Source organism: Lactococcus sp. LG1074 (assembly GCF_017309525.1).
In the GTDB taxonomy this organism is placed as follows: domain Bacteria; phylum Bacillota; class Bacilli; order Lactobacillales; family Streptococcaceae; genus Lactococcus; species Lactococcus petauri.
Genome location: NZ_CP071293.1, coordinates 1371951 through 1396126 on the forward strand (window position 1 = coordinate 1371951; position 24176 = coordinate 1396126).

Consider the following 24176-nt stretch of genomic DNA (forward strand, 5'->3'; position numbering starts at 1 on the left):
CTTTTATTTCTCTTTTTTTTTAGAACCGTTAGTCTTTTTTCGTTATCTTTTTAAGCAAATCTTCGATTTCACTCACATCTTTGAAGGAACGGTACACACTTGCAAAACGAACATAGGTAATATCATCCAAATCCATTAATTCTTCCATAACAAATTCGCCAATAACTTCGGTACGTACTTCATTTTTCTCTAAGCGGCGTACTCTTTGTTCGACACGATCAACCAATTTTTCAATGGATTCACTCGTCACCGGTCGCTTACGAGCACTGCGCACTATTCCTGTGATAATTTTATCACGATTGAAAACTTCACGGGTTTCGTCACGTTTTATGACCAAAAGTGGCATTTCTTCAATCCGTTCAAAAGTCGTGAAACGATTTCCACAATTTTCACATTCACGGCGACGGCGAATCATATTATCAGCTTGACGTGAATCTACTACGCGTGACGATTCAGATTGACATTTTGGGCATCTCATAGCTTAACCTCTCTTTGGGAATTTTGCTTCTAAACGGTAAATCACTTGCCCCTTGCTTGAGAATTTTGCTTCATACTCTGTCATTACATTGACTTTGGCAAATTCTTCATCTGCGTGCAAGTCTAACCAGACTTTTTCTAAAATCATACCATATTGACTCATGCTTGCCAATGAATATTCAAATAGACCGCGGTTATCTGTTTTAAAGTGGACTTGGCCTTCTGGTGGCAAGATTTGTTCATAAGTTTCTAAGAATGACTTATAAGTTAAACGGCGTTTTTCATGACGGGTTTTTGGCCACGGATCGCTAAAGTTCAGATAAACACGTGAAACTTCAGCATCCTCGAAATATTCTGTTAAAGCTGCGCCATCAACCAGCATCATTTGCACATTAGGTAGATTTGCTTCCAAAGCTTTGTCTAAAGCGTGAGATAAAACGGATAGTTGCATATCAATCGCAATATAATTAATCTCTGGGTTTTGAGCAGCCATACCTGTGATAAAGCCGCCTTTTCCACAACCCACTTCAATATGTATGGGATGATCATTTCCAAAACGCTCTGCCCAACGTCCTTTAAAGTCTGCTGGATTTTCAACAACTACATGTGCGTTACTTTCTAAGTGTTCCGCAGCGCCTTTACGATTTCTTACGCGCATTTTTTCTCCTATTTATTGAAAAAATAAGAAGGCAAGCCTCCTATTTTTATTTTCTAAGTTTTAAAATAAACGGCAAAAATTCTGAAAACGCGCAATTTCTTGTTCTGTTTCCTTAATCTGCTCTCTTGCCATATATTCTGAAATCTGACGTAGAAAAGAAAGTTTTCCATACCAGATTAATTCATGTTCTATATTTTTATTTTTAGCTGTTTTATAGCCTGCTTGATGGAGCCACTCTTCCCAGTTTTCTGGTTTTATATAGTGTGTTAGAACATGTGCTATATCCACTAAAGGACTGCTTAAAAGGACCGTATCCCAATCAACGAGATAGACTTTGTCACTTTCGTCATCAACCAACCAGTTTTTATGATTCACATCACCATGAACAACTGTAATCTCCTCCTCTTTTAACTCCGGAAGATTTTCTGAGAGTTCCACAACGACATTTGAGAGAAAGCCATTGGTTTCAAAGATTGAACTTTTACTCAGTACTTGTTTCAAAAGATCAGCTGGAAGCATGACTTCGTTATCTAACTTTTTACAGGCTTCAATAAGCTTTTCGCTTTGATGCAAATGCCGCAAAATTTCGCCAATACGGGAATCATTCATTTCATAAGGTTTCAACGTATGGCCATTAATCCAAGGTTGAGCAGCTAACATGTCACCTTCTGCTGTACGCTTCGTCCATAAGACTTGTGGCGTAATACCTTCAAGATACACACTTGTCAAAAAGGGGCTACAATTTTTTTTAATGAAAACACGCTTATTGTCGCTTTCGCCAACAAAAGCATTCCCTGAACCACCTTTGACAGGCATCATTGATAGGCTTGAAGATGTCATATTTACTCCTTTCTTTGGATTTTTTATATTTTTTTGCTTTGAAAAGTTTTTCCAGTGAAGATTCGTGCCACGAACAGCAACGCCACCCAGAAGCTTTTGTCTAGAGTTTTACGCATCAAATCGTGCTATAGAAAACTTCACAAATAGATTACATCAATAAACAAATTATTTATTTGGATAGTGAATCAAAATTGTTTGAGTCAAAATGTCAGCATATTGATAAGACTCTGTTGTTTTTGGGCCACGTGCTGGAATATTTTCAATTACAAAGTGTGTGGCATAAGTCTCAATCAAGTTGACTTTATGACGATTTTCACGTTTACGTCCAAATTGTGATGTAATTTCAATGGTTTGACCAACATGTTCTTCAACTTGTTTTCTGATATCTACAATTTTTCCTACTTCTTGGCTTTGATTTTGGTTATCCATTTTACTCTCCAATTTTTCTCTAGAAATGCAAAGACAGGCGTTTTCCGCCTAGCTTACCATTATAAATTTTAAATCTTATCCATTATAACACGAATACCCCTAGAAATGCTAGTCTTCATATCTGTTATCAATACTAGCAAATTTGTTGTATTCTTTCAGGAAGAGTAACTCGACAGTTCCCCGACTTCCTGAACGGTTTTTTTCAATAATAACTTCTACTTTATTGTCTACTTCTGGGACATCGTTAAAGCCCTCATCATCATCGTCAGCCCCGGCACGGTCATAATAATCATCCCGATAAAGGAAGGCGACAATATCCGCATCTTGCTCGATTGACCCAGATTCACGAATGTCTGACAAGACAGGTCGTTTATCCTGACGTTGTTCTACTCCACGTGAAAGCTGACTCAAAGCAATGACAGGAACCTTTAACTCTTTAGCCAGGATCTTCAACTGACGTGAAATTTCGGAGACTTCTTGTTGGCGGTTTTCTCGTCCTGTGCCCGAAATCAACTGCAAATAGTCAATCACGATAAGACCAAGATTGCCTGTTTCCTGTGCGAGTTTACGAGAACGTGCCCGTATCTCTGTAATCTTAATCCCTGGAGTATCATCAATGTAGATACTTGCTTTCGAAAGTGTCCCCATAGCAATAAAATATTGGTTCCACTCTTCGTCATTAAGCTGACCAGTACGTAAGTTATGGGATTCAATTGTTCCTTCCGCTGCAAGCATCCGGTTAACAAGGCTTTCCGCACCCATTTCCAATGAAAAGATAGCGACAGTTTTATCTTGTTTGGTCCCAATATTCTGCGCAATATTTAAAGCAAAGGCTGTCTTACCCACGGCTGGACGTGCAGCAAGAATAATAAGTTCCTCCTCATGGAGACCTGTTGTCATAGCATCCAAGGCCGGATAGCCAGTCGCGATGCCGGTAATCGTTGATTTTTGTTTAGCTCGTTCTTCCAGATCGTCGAGATTCATTGACAAGACGTCTGAAATCCGACGAAAGCTTGATGTATTACGTCCTTGTTGCACATCAATCAATGACTTTTCAGCTTCTGCAAGAACATCCTCGGCGGGATCTTCCTGACTGTAAGCTTTTTCTACACTCTGTGTTAACTTATTAATCAGCTGACGGAGCAAAGATTTTTCGGCAACGATTTTCGCATAATAAGAAGCATTAGCTGCCGTTGGGGTTGCAGTGGCAAGCTCAGCAATATAAGCGATGCCCCCGATAGTCTCTAAGTCATTTTGGTTTTCCAAAAGCGAGCGGACAGTTAACACATCAATCGCTTCACGATTGTCCGACAAGTGCTCCATAGCACGGAAAATAATTTTGTGTGCGTTTTTGTAAAAGTCATCCGTAGAAAGAAATTCTTTTACTTCAATCAAGCGGTCACTATCAAGGAAAATAGCCCCCAAAACGGCTTGTTCGGCGGCTAAATCTTGTGGTGGTGCTTTGATAATATCAATATCAGGCATGTTATCTCTCGCTTACTTTGACCTTGACTGTAGCAGTAACATCACGGTGCAATTTGATTGGAACATCTTTAATTCCAAGCGCTTGAATCTTATTGATCAATTGAATTTTACGTTTGTCCACTTTGACATCCAATTGACTTTGAAGTGCTTTCGCGATATCTGCTTTATCCACGGCACCGAAGGTGTGACCTGTTGTTCCCACTTTCATCTTGATTTCAACCATTACATCATCTTGCTCAAGACGTTCTTTCAATGCTTTAGCTGCTGCGAGCTCCTCAGCTTCTTCTTTTTCTTTAGCTTTTGTTTTACCTTGAAGTTCTGCCACAGCAGCACTTGTTGCAACTTTTGCTAAATTTTTCTTAAGGAGAAAGTTATTTGCATAACCTGTGGGTACTTCTTTGATTTCGCCTTTTTTTCCTTGTCCTTTTACATCTGCTAAAAATACTACTTTCATTGTTCGTTCTCTCTTTCCTTAATTAATGCGATGAGATCATGTTTGACTTCATCGATATTTCGTTCGTAAATTTGTGTGGCAGCGGCATTAAAGTGTCCGCCCCCTCCCATGGCTTCCATAATCGTTTGGACGTTATAATCTTTGAATGAACGCGCCGAGATAGAAATATAACCATTTTGGTGATTTGTAATCGAGAATGCCGCTTGAACATCTGCCATATCAAGCAAAGTGTCTGCGGCTTTGGCAGTCGCAACATTATCATATTTTTGGTCAGGTTTACCTAAGGCAACCACAACTCCTGGCGCAACATATTCAGAGTTAAGAATAATTTCATTAATTTTTTTATATTTTTCAAACTTAGTGGCCAATATTCCTTTAATCAGGTTATTGTCAGCACCTTGCGAGCGAAGATAAGCAGCCACTTCAAACGTACGGGAAGTTGTTGCTTTGGTGAAATGCTTCGTATCCAGCTCAATCCCAGCTAGCGCAATACTCGCATCAGTTACCGTCATTTTCGAGTTATATTCATGGAATTGTAAAAGTTCGACTGCTAACTCACTGGCTGAACTTGCGCTTGATTCAATATAAGAAAGCAAGGCATGCTCAGGGAAATCATCATCTCGACGATGATGATCAATAACAACCAGTTTACTAAAGGACTTATAGAAATCAAGACTGAGTGTTTGTGTCGTCTTCGAGTGGTCAACCATGATCAGTAAGGAATTTTCCGTTTTCATATCAAAAGCTGTTTCAAGTTTAATAATATGTGCGAAACCTTCTTCAGTTTCATTTACTAGATCAATGGCCCGGCTCACCTCTGGCATCAATTGTTCAGGATCATAGACCACATAGGCTTCTTTTCCCGACATGTTGACAAAATTTTTCATCGTAATTGCCGCCCCTAGGGCATCCATATCTGGGAAACGATGACCTACGATAAAGACATCTTCACTTTCACTGATGATCGTTTGCAATGCTGTTGAAATAGCACGCGCACGCGTTCTTGATTTTTGAGTACGGCTTTCAGAATTACCACCGAAATAAATTGTTTTGGCTTGCGGCGTATTCTCCCGAAGAACTGCTTGGTCCCCACCACGCACTAAAGCTAACTCAAGGTTGTTAAGGGAGGTTTTCCCGATACTTGGGAAATCATTCCAGCCATAGGATACACCCACAGATAATGTGAGGGGAATCTTGCTTTCAGCTGAATTTTTCCGGAAATCTTTCAGTAAAGAAAACTTATCCTCAATCATTCGGTTCAAAATGCCGTAATCACAAAAGAAATAGTAACGGCTGCTTGAGACACGGCGCAAATATACACCGTATTTGCTTGCAAAACTTTCCAAATTGCTGGCAATCAAACTATTAACCTTGGTCCGTTCACTGTCCGCAATCAAATCTGTGACATCATCATAGTTATCAACCGAAATGCTTCCAATAACAGCACGGCTTTCCTGCAAGCTCTCACGACTGTTAGCTTCAGAAGTGGCATCAGCTAAATAAATAAGATTTTTTTCGTCATCTAAGGTTATAAAATATTTTTTCTTCTCAATCGTGAAAAATTGATTTCTTTCTTCATGATACTTTTGAATAATTGCCTTAACTTCTTCTTTATCAAGGACACGATCATCCCCATGATAAATCAAATCGATAAAGGGGTTGAACCATTCCGGCTCATAGGTCTCTTTATTGTAGCGGATGACACCGATAGGCATATTGTCTAAGGTTGCATTGAGTGAGTTTTCTGCTTCATCATTTATTTTTCTGATAAATTCAACTCTTCTTAAACGATAATTTCGAGCTTGAAGTAAGATGCCGACTGTGATAAGGATGTTCATCAAAAAAAGATAGAACACAGCCATCATTCGTGAGCCCGAAAAGATAAGCAAAAAACTTTCCAGGGCTTGCACGATAACCATGACTAACACAATTGTTATTGGTGAAAACCTCTGTACACTTTTCATTTCCTTCTCCTTTTATGCGTCTATTTACACATTGGCTATATTTTTTAAATGCGCAAAGCTGTCAGTTTGCTGAAAAGCTTTCTAGTTTTTCTTTAACAGCCGTGAGATTGGAAAACCATGCATCTGCTGCGGACTGATTCATTCCAAAACGCGTATCTTCAATCGCCCAGACTGTAGCTCCAGCTGCCTTACCTGCCGCAATTCCTTTTTCGGAATCCTCAATGATTAAGGTTTCTTCCGGCTTTACATTGAGCGTCTTCATGCTTAGCTGATAAATTTCTGGGTGTGGTTTGGTTGCCTTCAAATCATTGCCGGAAAGGATTGACTTGAAGTAAGGACGTAAGCCATGTATATTAAGCATTTCGTCAATATCTTGCATGGCCGAGCTGGAAGCTAAACCGATTTTAAAGTTATCATTTTCTAAGGCTTCTAAAACGGTCTTAACATCTGGGAAAAGCAAATCTTTATAAGGAAGTGGATTATTGTCTTTTAATTTTAAATATGCTGCGTGCAGCTTTGCTACTTCGTCTTGGTCAAAATCTACACCTAAGATTTGCGGCCAGATTTCTCGCATATTCCCTCCGATAAAATCAGAGTATTTCATGTGTTGGATTGAAATATTATGATTGCTAAAGAATTCTTCACGTCTTTGAGCATAGAATTGTTCCGTGTCAACGAGGACACCGTCCATGTCAAAAATTACCGCTTTAAACTTGTTCATTTTCACCTAAAACTCCCTAATTGTCTGCTTATATCTGCTATATTATAACATATTTTTGGACGGAGTTTGTGACCCGGAGGTAACAAGCATAAAAACCGCCTTACAGCGATTTCTTTTTTATTTTTTCTTCTTGTCTTCTTCACGGACACGTGCTTTTCTCAAGGCAATTCTCTTTTGTCTTTCAAGCTCACGCTCTATTTTTCCTTCTGGGGCATATTTTTCTTCCCAATCATCAGGTTTCAAAATTTTATGTGTTTCTGGATCAAAATGCGGTTGTCCATCCGGGAAAATTTTTCCCATATTTGCTGCATGTACAAAGTTGAAAATATCATAAGGGTCAACCCCAGCAAGCACCAAACTTCCATAGGTAAAGTAAAGCAAGTCAATCAAGGCATCGACTTCTCCAATCAACGGCGCTTCGTCTTTTGCCTTGCGTTTAACCTTTAGGACGGCCTTATCCACATCTGCATGCAGATTTGCTGCGAGTTCGTCAAACTTATCACAATCCCCATTTGCGGAAGCATAGAGGAACTCCACAATTTCTTCGACCTTAAAGCCTGCGCGATAGCCCGCCTCCATCGGAGGAAAAGCACGTGGAATTTCTTGACTTCGACCGTCCATCATTTTATGGAATTCTTTTACTTTATTAAAGTTTTGATCACGTGAAATAAAATTATTACTGCTTGAAAAATCAATAAGTCCATAATGTGCAAGTGCCTTAGCAATTCCGTCATGATTGTTACTCGTTGTGACATGTGTCGCTTTTTCTTTAACAAGATCAGAGGCATTGCCCATCGCGATACCATATTCGACATGTGTCAACATTTCTAAATCATTTTCCGAATCACCAAAGGCCATAACTTGGTGTTCATTGAAGCCATAACGCTCGCCAATCATCTTGATACCACGAAGCTTGCCAGAATCACATGGAATCATATCCACAGAGTAGGGATTGCTGCGTGTAATCATCAAATTAGGGAATTCTTTTTCAAGCATTTTCGTTTCTGCTTGAGTCGCGACCATCATGACTTGATAAATGGGCTCACGCAAGATATTTAGAAAATTGGACTGTGGAACCACACGACGTACGACATGCTTAAAACTGTTTCGCGCAATATCCGATGTCCCTGAAGGTAAAATACCGGAAATAATCCCTGCCATCCGTGTTTCACCAAACTTCAAAAGTTTCGAGCCATTGACACCATGAGCTGCTCCTAAAGAGATGTCTCGGTGGTTGTCTTTGGCAAAACGAACGATTTTGCGTAAGGTCCTTTTATCGATCTCTTCCGCATGCAAGACAGCTTTGGGCGTAAAGATGTATTGTCCATTATAAGTTACTGCAAAATCTAAATGAAGCTCCTCCATCAAAGGCAAAGCAAAAGCAGGGCCTCGTCCTGTGGCGATCCCGACTAATATATCTTTACGTTTTAATTCATCGATAGCAACGCGCGTGCTCGGAGCAACTGATCTTGTCCCTGTAAAAAGAGTGCCGTCTAAATCGAAAAATACCGCTTTTATATCCATTTCCATGCCTTATACTCTTAAATTCTTCATGTATCTATTGCTTATCGACTAAATTTAAACCGTCGTTAAGCTTCCTTATCCTATTAATTATACAGGTTTTTTTTCAAAATTCCACGAATAATGGCTGTTCCAAAAAATTAAAATCCCTCTCTCTTTAATTATTTTATAATGGGTTGAGCACTTCGCTTTGTCGCTGTTTATTCACTCCTATAATATGCTATAATAAATTTACTTTATTGACGTTTGAAAGGAAATTGACTAATGAAAAAGATTTTAGTGTTGCATACTGGGGGGACCATTTCTATGGCGGAAGACGCCAGTGGTCGCGTAGCGCCAAATGCGGTCAACCCTATGAATTCGGTAGATATGCACCTTGATTCGATTCACATGGTCGCTGAAGATATTTTTAACCTTCCTAGCCCGCACATCACCCCAAAGGAAATGCTCTTGATTAAAAAACGCATCAACAGAGCCTTCGATCAAGAAGAATTTGACGGTGTTGTCATTACTCACGGCACGGATACACTGGAAGAAACAGCCTTCTTTTTGGATTCAACAATTCCGCGTGGCATGCCCATTGTCCTGACAGGCGCCATGCGCTCTAGTAACGAATTAGGGACAGATGGTATCTATAATTTCCTCAGCGCACTTCGTGTTGCTGCCGATGATGCTTCTCGTGATCGCGGTGTCCTTGTAGTGATGAATGATGAAATTCATTCCGCACGATATGTAACAAAAACACATACGACCAACGTTTCTACTTTCCAAACACCAACACATGGACCAGTTGGCTTAGCCACAAAGCACAAACTCTTCTATTTCCATACCGATGGTGAAAATCAACATCTTGATATTTCTTCTGTTAAAGGAAAAGTTCCGATTGTTAAAGCTTATGCTGGAATGACAGGTGAAGTCTTTGACTTATTTGACTTAAGTAGTTTAGATGGCCTTGTTATTGAAGCGCTGGGGGCAGGCAATCTTCCCCCTACAGCCGCACAAAAATTAATGAATATCATCAAGCTTGGCATTCCTGTAGTACTCGTTTCCCGCTGTTTCAATGGTATAGCGGAACCAGTCTACGCTTATGAAGGTGGTGGCTCTAAGCTGGCAGAGGCTGGGGTGATGTTTGCACCTGAAGTAAATTCTCAAAAAGCACGTATCAAACTGTTGATTGGCCTGAACGGTGGCTTGGAAGGTGATAGACTTAAGAAGTTTGTCGAAAATTAAAAAAAAAAAAAACAGACGAGACAAAGCCCCGTCTGTTTTTTATTATTCCAAGTTCCAAAATATTTGGGTTAATGAGCAATCATTTCTTGTGCTATTTCTTGTGGTGATAAGTCACTTGGATAAAATGTTGGCCAATTCTCGAGCTTCTCAAGTACTTTTTCCTGACTCTCTGAACCATAAAAAATATGGAAATGTGCTGCCTTCATTGGTGCAATCGCATGGTCACTAAACTGAACATATTTGAACTCACCTGCATTATTATCCTCTGTTTCAAAAAGATACCGCACTCCCCGATTACCTTTTTCGTAAGTTAAAATTTTATATCCCTTGTACTTATAGTGATATTTATGTTTTACATTATTTTTAGTAAAGGTCATTGTATGGCTATCAATCAAAATATTACTCACATCACTCTTATATCCCTGTTCATAGTATTTCTTATATCCAGAAGGCGACTTGTCTCCCTTAATTTTTGATTTATAATCAAACACTTGATCTAAAGTTCCATTTTGTAGCAAAGGATACACCGACTGCCAATTTCCAGCGTAGTCAGTCAACGACCTATCCTTAACATCAGTATCCGAAAAATATCCATTTTCTACATTTTTTTCACTTTCAGAGGAGAGCCCTGCTTTTATTTCCTTGCCTTTAACAGAAGTGGTTTTCTTAAGAGATTCCAAATTCTCCTCCATTATAGAGATATAGTTTTCTCCCTCTTCAATTTGTTTTGCTGTTAGAACAGCCATTTTTACTTTGGCTTCACTCGCTAAAGTTTTTGCGGTTTTCTTTTTTATTTTAATGAATTATAGTGCTTTGTTCAAATAATTTTTATTTGTTTTTTTATGATTGGGAACAGCGTAAGTTGTCCGATTTAATGACTTTTTCAAATGGAATTAATGCTCCTAAAGAAAATTATGGAACAGGAACTAAAATGATTAGTGTCATGGATATACTAAATCCTTTACCTATGAAGTATGATAATATATTAAATTCTGTAGCCGTTGATAAAAAAATCGAAGATAAAAACAAAGTTGAAAAAGGGGATTTAATATTTGTTCGTTCTTCAGAGATTGTTGAAGAAGTTGGATGGGCAAAAGCTTATAAAGAAGATCACTACGCTTTGTATAGTGGTTTTGCTATTAGAGGAAAACGAATCAGTTCTTATAATGCGTATTTTATTGAATTAACTCTAAATTATGCTAATAGAAAAGAAATTAAACGAAGAGCTGGCGGTAGTACTCGATTTAATGTTAGCCAAGAAATTTTAAATTCTTTGAATGTTTTAACTCCTTCAATTTCTGAGCAAAATCAAATAGATTTATTTTTTACTAAAATAGACGATACTATCACTCTTCATCAGCGTAAGTTAGATAAACTTAAACAGTTGAAACAAGGGTATTTGCAGCAATTATTTCCTAAACCAGGAGAGACGGTGCCAAAAATTCGTTTTGCGAACTTTGAGGGTGAATGGGAAGAACGTAAGTTGAAGCAGTTGGGAGAAATACAGACGGGCAACACGCCTTCAACTAAGGACTCTTCTAATTATGCTAAGAATGGAATCTTATGGGTTACTCCTACAGATATTGACTCGCTAATCATTTCTGATACTGCCAAAAAGCTCTCCGAAAAAGGTCAGACAAAAGCGAGAATTGCTAAAGCAGGTTCCATTTTAGTCACAAGTATTGCAAGTATCGGGAAAAATGCGTTAGCAAAAACAGACATGGGGTTTAATCAACAAATCAATTCTCTTACACCATCCAGTGAAAATGACTCCTATTTTCTACTAACACAGTCAGAAAAGTGGTCTGAGATGATGCAAAGAAATGCAGCAGCTGGAACTATGCAGATTGTGAATAAGAGTGAGTTTTCAAATATCGTTACCGAAGTTCCAAAATTAGATGAGCAGGGACAGATTGGTAACTTCTTTGCTAAATTAGACCAAACCATCACTCTACAACTGTCTAAAATTAATAAATTAAAATCAATAAAACAAGCTCTTCTCCAAAAAATGTTCATATAAAATAAAAAAGGCAACAATATTGCCTTTTTTATTAGGTTTTAAACCAAGTTCTCATAAAGAAGACATAAAAGTTCTAGTAATATGAGGGATTTTGAGTTAAGCAATTGTTGACAAATGTCGCATAATCTTATCATTATCTTGATTTTCAAGTTCTTGGATAATATGAAGATAAGTTTCTTGTGTTGTTGACATGCTTGAGTGTCCTAATCTTCTTGCTACAGTAGCAATTGATACATCAGCAAAAAGTAAGAGAGAGGCATGTGTATGTCTTAGACCGTGGATAGAAATACTCGGTATTTCTGCTTTCTTACATAAAACTTGAAGTCTGTTATTTACTGTTGAATTAAAGATACGACCTTTAACAAAAATAGGTTGGTTCTCAGGATAAACTTTTACTAATTGTGAAAATTGCATAGCTGTCTGCCAGTCGAGCTGTACCTTTCTTTTAGAAGACTTATTTTTTGTCGGCTGAAACGCGCCCTTTGAAGATTTGTAGTCCCAGGTTTTATCAATCGTTAATTTTTGCGAAGAAAAATCAAAATCATTTGGAGTAACAGCTAGAGCTTCAGAAAAACGAAGACCTGTTTTTAATATTAAGAGAATAAACCAATCCCAATTGATTTCATTTGTCAAATCCATCTGCCTTATTAGTGCTTGCACTTCATGTTGATTTAAAAACTTTGGTCTTTTTTTGCGAGGGTTTTTACCCTTTATTATAATTTTTCGTGTCGGATTTTGAGCAATTAGTCCGTCATCAACTGCATCTAAAATTGCCCCTTTTAAATGATGATGAAAGTCCATTGTTGTCTGTTTTTCATGAGATATTGCATAATCGTTCAGTAATTTTTGATAAGTTCGACGTGTGATATCGCATACTTTCAAATCTGGAACAAGCTTTTCAATATGTTGGTGGCTAATATAGTATTTTTTCAATGTTATTGGGCGCACCGCTCCAACCTTATATAGCTCAACCCATTCTTCAAAGTACTCAGAAAACAATTGTTTCGCTCTTTTATTTTTTGACAAAATAAAAACCTCCATGATTAATATAGTTTCGAAATTAAAATTTCTGTATTTATTTTATCAAGGAGGTACACGTTAAATAAAATTTTTAGATAAACATTTTTTGCAGGAGAGCTTTTTTGCAGGTTTTAAGTTGTTTTAATTTTTCTTGATGAAGAGTGATGAGAAAGTCTAATTGCTTGAAAAAGTTCCCAATTTTTACTTGTTCTAAATATTGGGGGATTACTATTGACATTTCAGATAACTGATTAAAGCTTAATGTATCTCTAACTCCACCTTCTGAAAGGCGCTGTCTTTGATTCTCAAAAGATGATGTTTTAAACCAGTTCCACAAAAAGCTATCATTTAATATTTTTTTAGTTGAAAATGATACATATAATGGAGAAACTACAGATGTATCATCACCAATAGGTTTATAAGCAATCGATCCTACATTAATACGGGATGGATTGTAAGCGAATTGCTGTTCTGTAATTACATAATAATTAGATAAATCTGCACTTGCAACGGAATATTCATCAAATTGTTCTGTTTGTTTTGTAAATCCTGTTCGATTTGATATACTTTCTACATTTTTTATAGTTAGATCTTTATTTTTTTTACTATTCTTGATTAATAGAGTCCTCAATTTACGCTCTTCCCATTCACCCTCAAAGTTCGCAAAACGAATTTTTGGCACCGTCTCTCCTGGTTTAGGAAATAATTGCTGCAAATACCCTTGTTTCAACTGTTTAAGTTTATCTAACTTACGCTGATGAAGAGCGATAGTATCATCGAGTTGTTTGAAGAATGAGCCGATTTTTTGTTGTTCTTCGATACTAGGTAGAGGAATTTCTTGATTTCTAACTAATTCAGAGTTCAAGTTTACTTGACTGCCTGGTTGTCCATATTTTTTCCAATTCGGCCTAAACATTTCGAGCCACTGGAACATAAACTCCCTTTCGAATGATGGATTCAAAAATATTAGAAACCCATCATGAACCCCTGTTTTTACATAGTTAACCAAAGGTTTACCAACGGTTGCAGCAATGCTTAATAATAGATGTGGCTCTTTTAAAACTCTTGTTTTTTCTTGCCCCAATTTGGATATACGCTGCTCAAGATGATGTATCCTACCATTTTGATCTGTTACATCTGAGATTCTTAACCATCCGATATCGCTATCTTTATCAAACCATTTGGAGTCTTGAATTGGTCTTGGACTTGCACCACGAACAATATTAGCTAAGTCTCCTAACTTACGCTCTTCCCAATCGTCAGAAAAACCTTTAAACCGAAGCTCCGGAGTCCTTTTTATTTCTTTCAACTTGTTTTTTTGTGAGCCTAAATTTTTATCGTTCATCATATTACTCTCCAAAAATCCGTTTTGTAGCTTCAATGATATCACGACTATCATCTGTCACTGCGAGTTGATTCAGCATAGCGAGAAATTCTTGTTCGGTTTTACTAATTTCTTGGTTAATCTCTACGATTTCTCTACTTAGCTCAACAATGTCGATTGGCTCTTCTTCTTCAAAAGTATCAACATAGCGTGGAATATTAAGGTTAAAATCATTTGACTCAATTTCTTCAAAACTTGCTAAATGAGCATATTTTTCAACATCTTCACGCGCTTTGTATGTTTCAATAATTTTTTCAATATCACTTTCACGAAGCATATTTTGATTCTTCTGCTTTTCAAAATCATTGGAAGCATCAATGAAAAGCACATCGCGATTTTGACGGTTTTTCTTGAGGATAATCACCGTGGTTGGAATACTTGTACCATAAAAAATATTAGCAGGTAAGCCAATAACAGCATCAATCGCTCCCATCTCAAGAAGAGCTTTACGAATGACTCCTTCCGCTGCTCCTCGGAACAATACACCATGTGGTAGAACAATTCCCATTGTCCCAGTATCTTTCAAATGGTAAAACCCATGGAGAAGAAAAGCAAAGTCTGCTTTTGATTTTGGAGCCAACTTTCCGTAACGCTCGAAACGTGCATCAGATAAAAATTTTTCAGCAGCTGACCATTTTGCAGAATAAGGTGGGTTCATTACAACTGCATCGAACTGGTGTGGCTCTTCTGTTGGCCAGTCACTATCTAGAGTGTCTCCATTTTTAAGGCGCATTCTTCCTTTATCGACACCATGCAAAATAAGATTCATTCGTGCCAAGTTAAAAGTTGTTGTATTCAGCTCTTGACCGTGATAATGTATCTTTTCTTTATCGTGCACAAAGTTACGCATGTTGAGCATCAATGATCCTGATCCCATAGTTGGGTCATAGATATGAAAAGGCGCTCGACTTTCTTGACCAATAGAAGTAATTTCTGAAATAATACGTGATACAGACTGAGGGGTGTAAAATTCTCCAGCTTTTTTTCCTGCTCCAGCAGCAAATTGTCCAATCAAATATTCATAGGCGTCTCCAATCACATCGCCATTGTGTTCAAAAAGATCGATTTCGTCGAGTGCACGAATCACTTCTGTTATTGTCACATTGCGTTGCTGATCATTAGAACCTAGCTTAGTAGAACTTAAATCAATATCTGCAAAAAGTCCACTAAATTGCTCTCCTTGACGTTCTAAGTCATTAAACCCGGCTTGCAAATCTGTTAAGCGAAAATCATAGGCATCAGCTGTTTGACGAAAATGATAAAATAGTTGATCTGGTGCTATAAAATAGCCACGTTGTAGACGCATAATTTCTTCAAGATCTTCTTTATCTTCCATATACCATTCTTCTAAAATTTTATATTGTTCACTACGTGGTGGAAAGTTAGTTGTTTGACCATTTTCCTGCTCATAAACTTCACGTAATTCTACATCTGACAGGTATTTATAAAAAATTAATCCTAAGAGATAGTTTTTGTATTCGCTGGCATCCATTTTTCCTCGAAGGATATCCGCTGATGCCCAAAGTTGGTTATTTAGTGTTGTTGACATAGTTTTTTTCTTTCTATTGAGAGAGTTAATTTCATTAAATCTGCTAATCATCTTCTTTTATATATTATACAAAATTTTTCATATCATACCATCAAACTATCAAATAAACTTGACATATTTTTCTTTTTTGTTATAATAATTGTATCAAGGCTGAGGTGTAAACCAAGATTGCCACCTGAGGCTCGGGAATATTCCTGAGCCGATTTTTTTTACTCTGGAAACTGTTTTTTAAAACAATGTAAAATATTAATAAAATCTTTATTTGACATTTTATCTTTTAGTCTTCTTCTGAATCTTCGAGTATCCATCATTTGTGCTTGAGAAATCACGGCTGAATGTTTTTCTCCCTTAATTTTATAAGTTACATATCGTTCATCATTTTCTCGAACAGTATTCGTTAAAGGAATGACAAATGCTGATGTTGCATTAATCTTCTTGATGACTAATACTGGACGTTCAAAAAAATTATGCTTACCATCTATTTCAACTCCCACATTTACTCCGATTGAAGCCCACCAAATTTCTCTTTTCTTAAAATGCTTAAATTGATTTTTTGAATTCAATTTTTTTTGAACTTTATTCCAATTGTCAAAATCTTTGATATGCTCTGTCATTTTTTCTCACTTTCTATCAATTGTTGATTAATTCCCTTAATAAACTGTAATTCCAAATCTTTTTTTCTCTTTAATTGCTCTGAAAGCTGCAAAGAATTAATATACGCTTTACCTAACAGTTGCTGTTGGTCTAGTTTAGGTAAAGATATAGTCATTCGTTTTAAACCACTTGTCGGTAATTTTATTACTGTAGTGCCTTGCTTCATTTCAGAAATCTGCCTTCTTGCCTGTGAAAGCTCATTAAACCAAAAAATGAAATAAGATTTGTCTATAATACTCTCTTCTAACGAAACTTTTATATGATTTGGAGAAAGCAACATCGAAAATTCATGATCTCTAACTATGCCAGCAAATTGAGTTATTGGCGAGATAACCACATCTCCTTCTCTTACACTTAAGAACTTTTGTGGGTACTTTAGATACTTCTCTTCTCCTATTGTGCTCCCCTCCGAATACCTATCGTACTCAAAAACTGAGGGCGTGTAAATGTAACACCGTTCTTTATCCCTTATTTCGCCCATAGTTTGGATATCATTTTTTTCTTCTTCGGTAAGAACTGTATCTTTTGGGAATACATTACCATTCGTCAAAGTAATTAAATCATGAAGTTTATAATCCATCTTCCCCTCCTTTAATAAATAGTTACCTATTGATTAATATTTTATACTAAAGAAAATTTTTGTCAAGAAAAAAAACAATAAATAGTTACCTATTTATTGTTTTTTTAGATTTCTTCTTTCAATTTTTGTAAACGTGTAAATACGTCTTTAAGAACATTCTCCATAACTTTTGTCCGACTACGGTATTTTTTTCCTGTTTTTTCTTCAAATACACCTTTTGATAATGTCATATTATCAACAATACTTGCAAGATATGGAATTTCTGTTTTTTTAGGTTGAAATTCATTAAAAGCTGATTTCACAGATTCTTCTGGAAGAGCATAGTTAATTGATTCCTCCTGAAGCTGATTGTTTATTTCTTCATTAAACATCTTATACTTAATTTCTTTAATATCTACTTCTTCAGGAGAGCTTTTTATCTGATGTTTGATTTTATGGTAGATAGGCTGTACCATAGGATCTTTTAATTTAATTTCTTCATCAAATTTTTCCTCGGCACCTTCCATATCTTCTTGAAGGTTTTTTAACAATTGGTTGATATAGAAACTGTCAACTTTGTCTTCGTGTGTAGCATTTAATTGTGAAGAAAATTCGATATCTTGTAGTAATTCATCAATATCTGGTTTATCTCCATCCGAATCTTCTAATTCATGCTTGATCTCTCCACGTAAATTTTCTGCATTACCACGATAATCGTCCATTTTTTTATCAAAACTTGTAAATTGCTCTATTTCATCTTCATATTCGTCATAACTCTTTAATGCCTTATAAACTTTTTCCATTTTTTGAAAAGCTTTAAGTTTAGCGATTTTCCTCTTCAAATCATTTGGATTTTCTTCCAATTGATTTTTTGTAGTTTGATATGCTTTACGTACTTCTTCAAAATTACTTTTTACTGTTTGATATTCTGGTGGAATGAGTTCTTGCCAATTTTGTTTTTCATTTGAAAAGAGTCTAAATGTTTCTTCTACATTTTTTTTCATGGTAGCAGGTTTTCTAAAAGTAACAATCATCCCATTATCTTTACCCGGATAAAGTCTATTTGTTCGAGAAAAGGCCTGTAGCAGCTTTTGATAGTTCATTTCCCTATCAACGTAAAGTGTTTGGATAGTTGGCGCATCAAAACCGGTTAATAGACGGTCTACCACAATAACTAAGTCAAGCCATTGCCCATCTTTTTGATATTGTGCTTCTTTTCTGGCTAAACGTTTATTAATATTTTGGTTGTAAAGCTTTTCATCTGTATAAGCTGCTTGATCATACATTTCACTGTACTCTTTCATGATCTCAAGCAACTCATCGTCCTGTTGATTTTTCTCAAGTTGATCAGGATTTGTAGAGAAGGTAATAGCTACACGTGGAAAATCCTGATCGATAAGTCTTCGCTTATCATCAAAATCTTTACCGTGAAATAACGTCCCTTCGCGTTTCATCTCTTGCAATTTATGATATATTCTCTTAGCTTGCGCTATTGAATGAGTTGTTAGAATTGCGGACATTGTAGGATAGCCATTTTGGACGTTAAACTTTTTCACCAAACTGCGGCGAGTGAAAATCTTATGAAGCATGGCTTCTATGTGTTTTGGGCCTTCATAGATATCGCTTTTAATAAGTTTTTCTTGATCAATACGTTCGCAAGGGACTTCCTCTGTCATTTTTGCGAGAAGAGCTTCTTGTTCATCCTGGTTTAACAAGGAATGATATTCAACTTGAAAATTCAGTACAGCCCGATCGTCCATTGCATTTTTTGTTGTATAGGCATGCAATAGATCACCATATTGCTGTGTTGTGGTTCGAGCAAAGGTCCCATTTTCCTGTTTCTTGTTGTCTTCAAAAATTGGCGTACCTGTAAGCCCAAACCAAGTAGAATTTGGAAAAAGTTTTTTTATCTTTTTCATTTCTTCATCACTGACTGCTCGATGTGCTTCGTCAACAATGAAGACTATGTGTTCACTTCTTAATTTAGCAAAACGCTCTGTACCTTTCTTTTCTGTTTCATATTTTGCTGCACGCATAGCTGCAGAGAGTTTTTGTATGGTCGTAACAAGAATGGTATTGTTATTTTTCTTCGATAACAGACTTCTGGTAAGCTGATGCTGATTTTTAATCCCGACAATTAAAGTATTAGACTTTGCTGTTCCACTTGTCTGCCCTGTATGGAATTCAGAAGCAAATTTTGTGAATTCATCTTGTGTCTGTGCATCCAGATCTGTCCGGTCAACGACCATAATCGTACGATCTACACCTGTTGCATTCTGTGCCAATAGTTTAGTTGCTACAAAGCTTGTTATGGTTTTCCCCGAACCAGTCGCATGCCAAATAAAGCCTCCTTTATGTTCAGCTGCTTTTTTTCGGATTTCTTTTATCGCATGAATTTGGTAAGGTCGTAAAACCATCAAAAATTTCTGACTCTTTTGGTCATCAACCAAAACAGTATACTGGCTAATAAGTTCATGGGCAGCAGGTATTCTTAGTACTTGACGCGTAAAATCAAAAAGATTATCTACTGCCACATTCTCTGCCGTCCTCCAGTTAAACAGAAATTTTTCCATACGTCTGTATGCTTGGACTGTATTTCCACTTGGTCGAGCAAAATACTTTGTTTGTACTTTATTTGAAACAATAAAAATCTGTGTTGTCGCATAGATACCATCAAAAAAGCCATCTAAGGCATAGCGTTCTATTTGACGATAAGCTTGCATATAGCCATCTTTTGCAGACTCATTTTTTAGCTCAACATGAATAATTGGCAAGCCATTGATTAACAAAGTAACATCTCCTCGAGTTACTTTATCTGTCGCTGGGACAATTTGATTTACAACCTCGTAAGAAGAAATACCTCCAGCTACATCTTTATTTCTAAAAAATTCTATAACAATTTTAGAGGTATCTTCACGCTCTAAAGAAATTTGAGCAACACCATTTTCTCCTCGTAACCATTGTGAAGCTTGAAAAGGTGTTGCAGTTAAACGGCCAAATTCTACTTTTATCCGTTCAAACTCCACATCCGTTAATGGAGTACCAGCAAGTTGTGCCTGATTTATACGATTGAGATGCTTTCTAAGATTTTGCCATAATGCAGATTCTGTACGAATATCTTCACGATATCGCCACTGATTTTCTGCCTCACTCAAAATATGTATAAACTGATTTTCAATTTCTTTTTCTGCAGTCATAAGTTACTCCTACTTGTTTATCACTTCCTTAATTATAACAAAAAGCACAAATAAACATACTAAGATTAGTAGGTAAACAAGATTCGACGGAATTTTGTTTACCTACTTTTTCTGTATGTTAAAGTAGAAGTGTCTTGTTAAGTCGTAGGGCTTTTTGACGCTAGACGTCGTATAATAAACTGGCAAGACACTTATTTTAGTAGAATCTGTTCAAAGTATGTGGGACACCAGATGTCGAGTATTGAAAATGAGAATACTAAAATAATAGTGTTACACAAGATAAAGTGAGGTAATTTGTATGCGTACAGTATTTGGAATTGATGTGAGTAAGGCTCGTTCTGATGTAGCTATTTTGGTTAACGGTGAGAAAGTTCACGATTATACTATACTTAATGATGCTCTAGGATTTTCTAGACTCTTTCATGATCTTAAGCAAGTGGTCCAGCCTGAAATTATTTTTGAAGCAACTGGAATTTATTCAAGAAGGCTAGAAGCCTTTCTTAAAAACAATAATTTCGCCTACACACGTCTCAACCCACTTGAAGCAAAGAAACAACTGGACAGTTTAAGGCATAGAAAGACGGACAAAATGGACGCTGAGAATTTAGCTCGGACACAATTTGTACTCAACCGAAAAGCAACTTATATTCAGGAAGAAGTCCATGAGCAGCTTCGTGATTTGAGCCGTTTTTATCAAAATTTAACTGAAGATATTGTAAAAAGCAAAAACAGGCTTCATAGAGTTCTCCAAGTAACTTTTCCTGGGATAGAGATGGCTCTCTCTTCACCAACAGGCGAACAATATTGGAACTTTGTCATTTTATTTCCTCACCCTCTATTTATTCTTGAAAAGTCAAGAGACAAGCTGGAAGAGGATATTCGCCAATCAACTTCTAAACGTATTTCACAGAAGCGAGTAGAAGCTTTAGCGAATAAACTTATACATCTTGCGGAGAGTTCTTATCCAGCGGTAAACGAAAACTCGTCAATCGTAGAGCAAGCAACGTACTATGCCAAAGAACTTCTTCGTCTTTCACAAGTAAGAAAGGAAGTTTTAGATACTATGGTTGAGAAAGCTAAGATTTTACCCGAGTATGAAATTCTCCTTTCTATACCAGGTATCGCAGAAACTACTGCGACTTCGATTATTGGTGAATTGGGAGATCTTCGTCGCTTTCGAACGCCTAATCAAATTAATGCTTTTATCGATATCGATCTCAGACATTATGAATCAGGGAATTATCTGGCGCAAGAGCACATCACAAAGCGAGGAAATCCTTATGCAAGAAAGATACTTTTCAAAACTGTTCATAATATTTTCTCTGTTAGTCGATTTAAACCCTGTCATATTGCGGATTTTTACCTGAAAAGAAAAAAGCAATCGCCTAACGCTTCTACCAAGCCTTACACAATTGCTTCCATGCATAGGCTCATTAGAACCATGCATTACCTCGTTGTACACAATAAGAGTTACGATTACACTTTAGCCCAAAGTCAATAACTCCATTGCGCAACATTATTTTAACACCTTATTTTAAATAATGGGGAGATAAGGTTATTTTGTTGTACAGTTTTTTCAAAAAACAAATATTCACTTCCCATCAAAATGAATAATCTTTAAAGTGTTTTTACTCTAAACACACACTATACTTGACAAATGGTAGAAAAAGCCCTCAAAGAAAGAACTTCGATACTGTCAATAATTTTGTGTAAACACTCTAGTAGAGTTACGGAGTTTTAATCAAATAAGCTTTCAAGTGTGTCAGAACATTGGCCAAACCCATTACGAATTCGTTGACTTTGCTTGAAATTATAATCTTCAAACAGAGTAACTAAATAACGTTCCGTAGCCTCCTCATTAGGGAAAAGAACCTTCTTTTTCGTTTGACGTTTAATTTTTTTGTTAAGAGACTCAATGAGGTTTGTCGAATAAATGCTATGCCAAATTTGGTAGGGAAACGGATAAAAAGCTTGAATTGTCAAGTTAAGTGCACCCCCTCATCGAAAAAGATTTCATAAGGTGTCTTCTAGCCTAAGACTTTTTTAGGTCTTAGATTAAGTTTCTCAATATATTTATGAATGATTTCTATAGGAATTTCATCCATTGATTGCGTTTTAGGTAAATATTCTCTAATTAATCCATTGGTATTTTCATTTGTCCCTCTCTGCCATGGTGCATGAGGATCTGGAAAATAAAATGGAATATGGAGTTGCTCAGTCACTTCTGAATGCTTAGAAAATTCCTTACCTCTATCTGGAGTAATTGTCTTCACTCTAGTTTCTTCAATCGTTTGGAAAAGTTCAATTATTTTATTTTAAACGAGTTCTGATAATTTTTTATCAATTTTCCCAGCAAGTAAATAACGAGACTTTCGATCCGTAAGAGTGACTAAACAGGATCCTCCAGATTTTCCAGTACCGTATCCGCTTCCCAACGTCCAATTTCTAGGCGTTGATTTGCGCTTTCGGGACGTTCATGAATTGTATGGGAAATAGGAATTTTTTCTCTCTTTTCCTGGTACCCTTTAGAATGCCTTGTTTTGCCTTTATGACGCAGGGAACGAATTAACCCACGCTTGCCATGATTTAATCTTTCAAGCTCAAATACGCCATTATAAATGGTTCTATAAATGGTCGTGGAGCTGACTTTTATTTCCGATTTTTCATGTTTTAAGCGTGCAGATATTTGTTCTGGCGACCATTGTAAATCAACGAAGAGATGGCGAACAGTTTTCCAGGCTTGAAGATGAGAGAAGATTGATTTTCGACCACATTGACTCTTTCGTTTTTGATACTTTGATTGCGCAATAATAGGGGAATAAGTCTTATCTTTACTATTTCTACGAAGTTCTCTTGAGATAGTTGAGGCACTACGATTCAGTCGACGTGCAATCTCTCGAAGAGAAACATTCTGAGAAGACCATAAAAATATATTTTCTCTCTCGAATATTGTAAGATGAGTATAGGGATTATTCATAATTCTCCAGTCTAATGATGTTCTTGACAAACTTATTATACTGGTTTTTATGGATAATCTTTTTTCTGTTGCACTTAAATTATAAATTCAAGAACAAATTACTTCTACTATTTCTTCTCCAAATTATCTTGCAACTCCTGCCAAATTTGCTCATTTTCTTCCAAAGAATATGAGTTAGCGCCGGAAGCTAAAGCATGTCCACCTCCATCGTGCTTTTTAGCAATTTCGTTGATGGGTACGGTTTTTGAACGCATCCGTACACGATAGTGTCCGTCTGCTTGTTCCACAAAAATCGCCCATGATTGTACATCGCGGATACTTCCTGGGGTGCCAACGATACTTGATGTTTCGGCATCCCGTAAATTGAATTTTTCCAAAACCTCTTTACTTAAAAGCACACGTCCTGCACCATTTTCGGAAATTTCAAGATTTTCGTAAACATATCCTTGCAAACGCGCGACTTTCATATCAAATGAAGTCATTTCTCGCCCTAATGCTGGACGGTCAAAGTCAAACTCTGCAAGCTTACTTGCTAAATAAAGGGTTTGAGCTGAGGTTGCTGGATATAGGAAACGTCCAGTATCACCAACAATTCCCCCATAAAGAAGGCGCGCTGCTTCTTCATTCAAAGCTAAATCATGGTTCAATGCAAAATCTGTAATAATCTCGGAAGCCGAACTGCGATCTGGCTCAACCAGACGTAAATCTCCGTAAGCATCATCATTTGGATGGTGGTCTATTTTAATGACATAGTCTGCTTGCATCCATCTGTCATCATCAATCCGTGGTGTATTTGCTGTATCACAGACGATACTAAGGTATCTTATCCCCGACTCCAGCTCCACCTGATCCATCTCGGCCAAATAAGTAAGTGTTGGTTCATCATAACCCACAGCATAAATTTTCTTTTCTGGGAAATTTGCTCTTAAAATAGCACGCAAACCGCACTGAGAGCCTAGCGCATCTGGATCTGGATTTTTATGACGATGAATGAGAATCGTGTCGTATTCTTTGATTTTTGTAAGTATTTCTTTCAT

19 protein-coding genes and 3 pseudogenes are annotated in these 24176 nt (G+C 36.8%); 3 read left to right on the forward strand and 19 right to left on the reverse strand.

Annotation, left to right across the window (positions count from 1 at the left end):
- Positions 1-28: 28 nt before the first annotated feature.
- The 9 genes from nrdR to J0J36_RS06810 form a co-directional block, all read right to left on the reverse strand.
- Positions 29-478 carry a transcriptional regulator NrdR gene (nrdR, locus tag J0J36_RS06770; RefSeq protein WP_003134132.1) on the reverse strand — a complete coding sequence of 150 codons (450 nt, stop codon included), beginning with the start codon at positions 476-478 and terminating at the stop codon, positions 29-31.
- 3 nt (positions 479-481) lie between these two features.
- The gene (trmB, locus tag J0J36_RS06775) at positions 482-1135 is read right to left on the reverse strand and encodes a tRNA (guanosine(46)-N7)-methyltransferase TrmB (RefSeq protein ID WP_003134130.1); all 654 of its coding nucleotides are present in this window, start codon (positions 1133-1135) and stop codon (positions 482-484) included.
- 60 nt (positions 1136-1195) lie between these two features.
- A complete protein-coding gene (locus J0J36_RS06780; RefSeq protein WP_019291830.1) occupies positions 1196-1975 on the reverse strand; it encodes a phosphotransferase family protein in 780 nt (259 codons plus the stop codon).
- 165 nt (positions 1976-2140) lie between these two features.
- The gene (locus J0J36_RS06785) at positions 2141-2404 is read right to left on the reverse strand and encodes a Veg family protein (protein WP_003134126.1); all 264 of its coding nucleotides are present in this window, start codon (positions 2402-2404) and stop codon (positions 2141-2143) included.
- Positions 2405-2512: 108 nt separating this feature from the next.
- Positions 2513-3889 carry a replicative DNA helicase gene (gene dnaB / locus J0J36_RS06790; RefSeq protein WP_003134122.1) on the reverse strand — a complete coding sequence of 459 codons (1377 nt, stop codon included), beginning with the start codon at positions 3887-3889 and terminating at the stop codon, positions 2513-2515.
- A gap of 1 nt (position 3890) precedes the next feature.
- Entirely contained in the window at positions 3891-4343 is a 453-nt protein-coding gene (gene rplI / locus J0J36_RS06795; RefSeq protein WP_014024508.1) for a 50S ribosomal protein L9, read from the reverse strand.
- A complete protein-coding gene (locus J0J36_RS06800; protein WP_019291831.1) occupies positions 4340-6307 on the reverse strand; it encodes a DHH family phosphoesterase in 1968 nt (655 codons plus the stop codon). Before J0J36_RS06800 ends, rplI begins: the two co-directional genes overlap by 4 nt.
- 61 nt (positions 6308-6368) lie before the next feature.
- Complete coding sequence (locus tag J0J36_RS06805) at positions 6369-7028, reverse strand: HAD family phosphatase (RefSeq protein ID WP_019291832.1); 660 nt, start codon at positions 7026-7028, stop codon at positions 6369-6371.
- Positions 7029-7145: 117 nt separating this feature from the next.
- The gene (locus J0J36_RS06810) at positions 7146-8552 is read right to left on the reverse strand and encodes a Cof-type HAD-IIB family hydrolase (protein WP_029346131.1); all 1407 of its coding nucleotides are present in this window, start codon (positions 8550-8552) and stop codon (positions 7146-7148) included.
- A gap of 261 nt (positions 8553-8813) precedes the next feature.
- Between J0J36_RS06810 and J0J36_RS06815 the strand changes: the two genes are divergently transcribed.
- Positions 8814-9779 carry an asparaginase gene (locus tag J0J36_RS06815; RefSeq protein WP_040087626.1) on the forward strand — a complete coding sequence of 322 codons (966 nt, stop codon included), beginning with the start codon at positions 8814-8816 and terminating at the stop codon, positions 9777-9779.
- 68 nt (positions 9780-9847) lie between these two features.
- On the opposite strand, the pseudogene J0J36_RS06820 reads toward J0J36_RS06815, so the two are convergent.
- Positions 9848-10564 (reverse strand): annotated as a pseudogene (locus J0J36_RS06820) (ZinT/AdcA family metal-binding protein); the annotation flags it as partial.
- A gap of 23 nt (positions 10565-10587) precedes the next feature.
- Between J0J36_RS06820 and J0J36_RS10555 the strand changes: the two are divergent.
- On the forward strand, positions 10588-11799 hold the full coding sequence (locus J0J36_RS10555) for a restriction endonuclease subunit S (RefSeq protein WP_242520593.1): 1212 nt from the start codon (positions 10588-10590) through the stop codon (positions 11797-11799).
- Positions 11800-11895: 96 nt separating this feature from the next.
- Here the strand turns inward: J0J36_RS10555 and J0J36_RS06830 are convergent, their stop codons facing one another.
- From J0J36_RS06830 to J0J36_RS06855, 6 genes are all read right to left on the reverse strand, one after another.
- Positions 11896-12825: a site-specific integrase gene (locus J0J36_RS06830; protein WP_165719335.1), complete on the reverse strand. Its 930-nt coding sequence runs from the start codon at positions 12823-12825 to the stop codon at positions 11896-11898.
- Positions 12826-12910: 85 nt separating this feature from the next.
- A complete protein-coding gene (locus tag J0J36_RS06835) occupies positions 12911-14167 on the reverse strand; it encodes a restriction endonuclease subunit S (protein ID WP_242520594.1) in 1257 nt (418 codons plus the stop codon).
- Position 14168: 1 nt separating this feature from the next.
- Positions 14169-15752, reverse strand: coding sequence for a type I restriction-modification system subunit M (locus tag J0J36_RS06840; protein ID WP_040087630.1), 1584 nt, complete (start codon positions 15750-15752; stop codon positions 14169-14171).
- 209 nt (positions 15753-15961) lie between these two features.
- A complete protein-coding gene (locus J0J36_RS06845; RefSeq protein ID WP_153925207.1) occupies positions 15962-16366 on the reverse strand; it encodes a type II toxin-antitoxin system PemK/MazF family toxin in 405 nt (134 codons plus the stop codon).
- Complete coding sequence (locus tag J0J36_RS06850) at positions 16363-16986, reverse strand: restriction endonuclease subunit S (RefSeq protein ID WP_052437498.1); 624 nt, start codon at positions 16984-16986, stop codon at positions 16363-16365. The genes J0J36_RS06845 and J0J36_RS06850 overlap by 4 nt, the downstream gene beginning before the upstream one ends.
- Positions 16987-17090: 104 nt before the next feature.
- Positions 17091-20162 carry a type I restriction endonuclease subunit R gene (locus J0J36_RS06855; protein ID WP_153925209.1) on the reverse strand — a complete coding sequence of 1024 codons (3072 nt, stop codon included), beginning with the start codon at positions 20160-20162 and terminating at the stop codon, positions 17091-17093.
- A gap of 298 nt (positions 20163-20460) precedes the next feature.
- Between J0J36_RS06855 and J0J36_RS06860 the strand changes: the two genes are divergently transcribed.
- A complete protein-coding gene (locus J0J36_RS06860; protein ID WP_153925212.1) occupies positions 20461-21663 on the forward strand; it encodes an IS110 family transposase in 1203 nt (400 codons plus the stop codon).
- Positions 21664-21899: 236 nt separating this feature from the next.
- Here the strand turns inward: J0J36_RS06860 and J0J36_RS06865 are convergent.
- The 3 genes and pseudogenes from J0J36_RS06865 to J0J36_RS06875 all read right to left on the reverse strand — a co-directional run.
- Positions 21900-22130 (reverse strand): annotated as a pseudogene (locus tag J0J36_RS06865) (transposase); the annotation flags it as partial.
- Between the two features lie 59 nt (positions 22131-22189).
- Positions 22190-23142, reverse strand: a pseudogene (locus J0J36_RS06870) (IS30 family transposase).
- A 104-nt stretch (positions 23143-23246) separates the two neighbouring features.
- A complete protein-coding gene (locus J0J36_RS06875; RefSeq protein WP_019291840.1) occupies positions 23247-24176 on the reverse strand; it encodes a bifunctional oligoribonuclease/PAP phosphatase NrnA in 930 nt (309 codons plus the stop codon).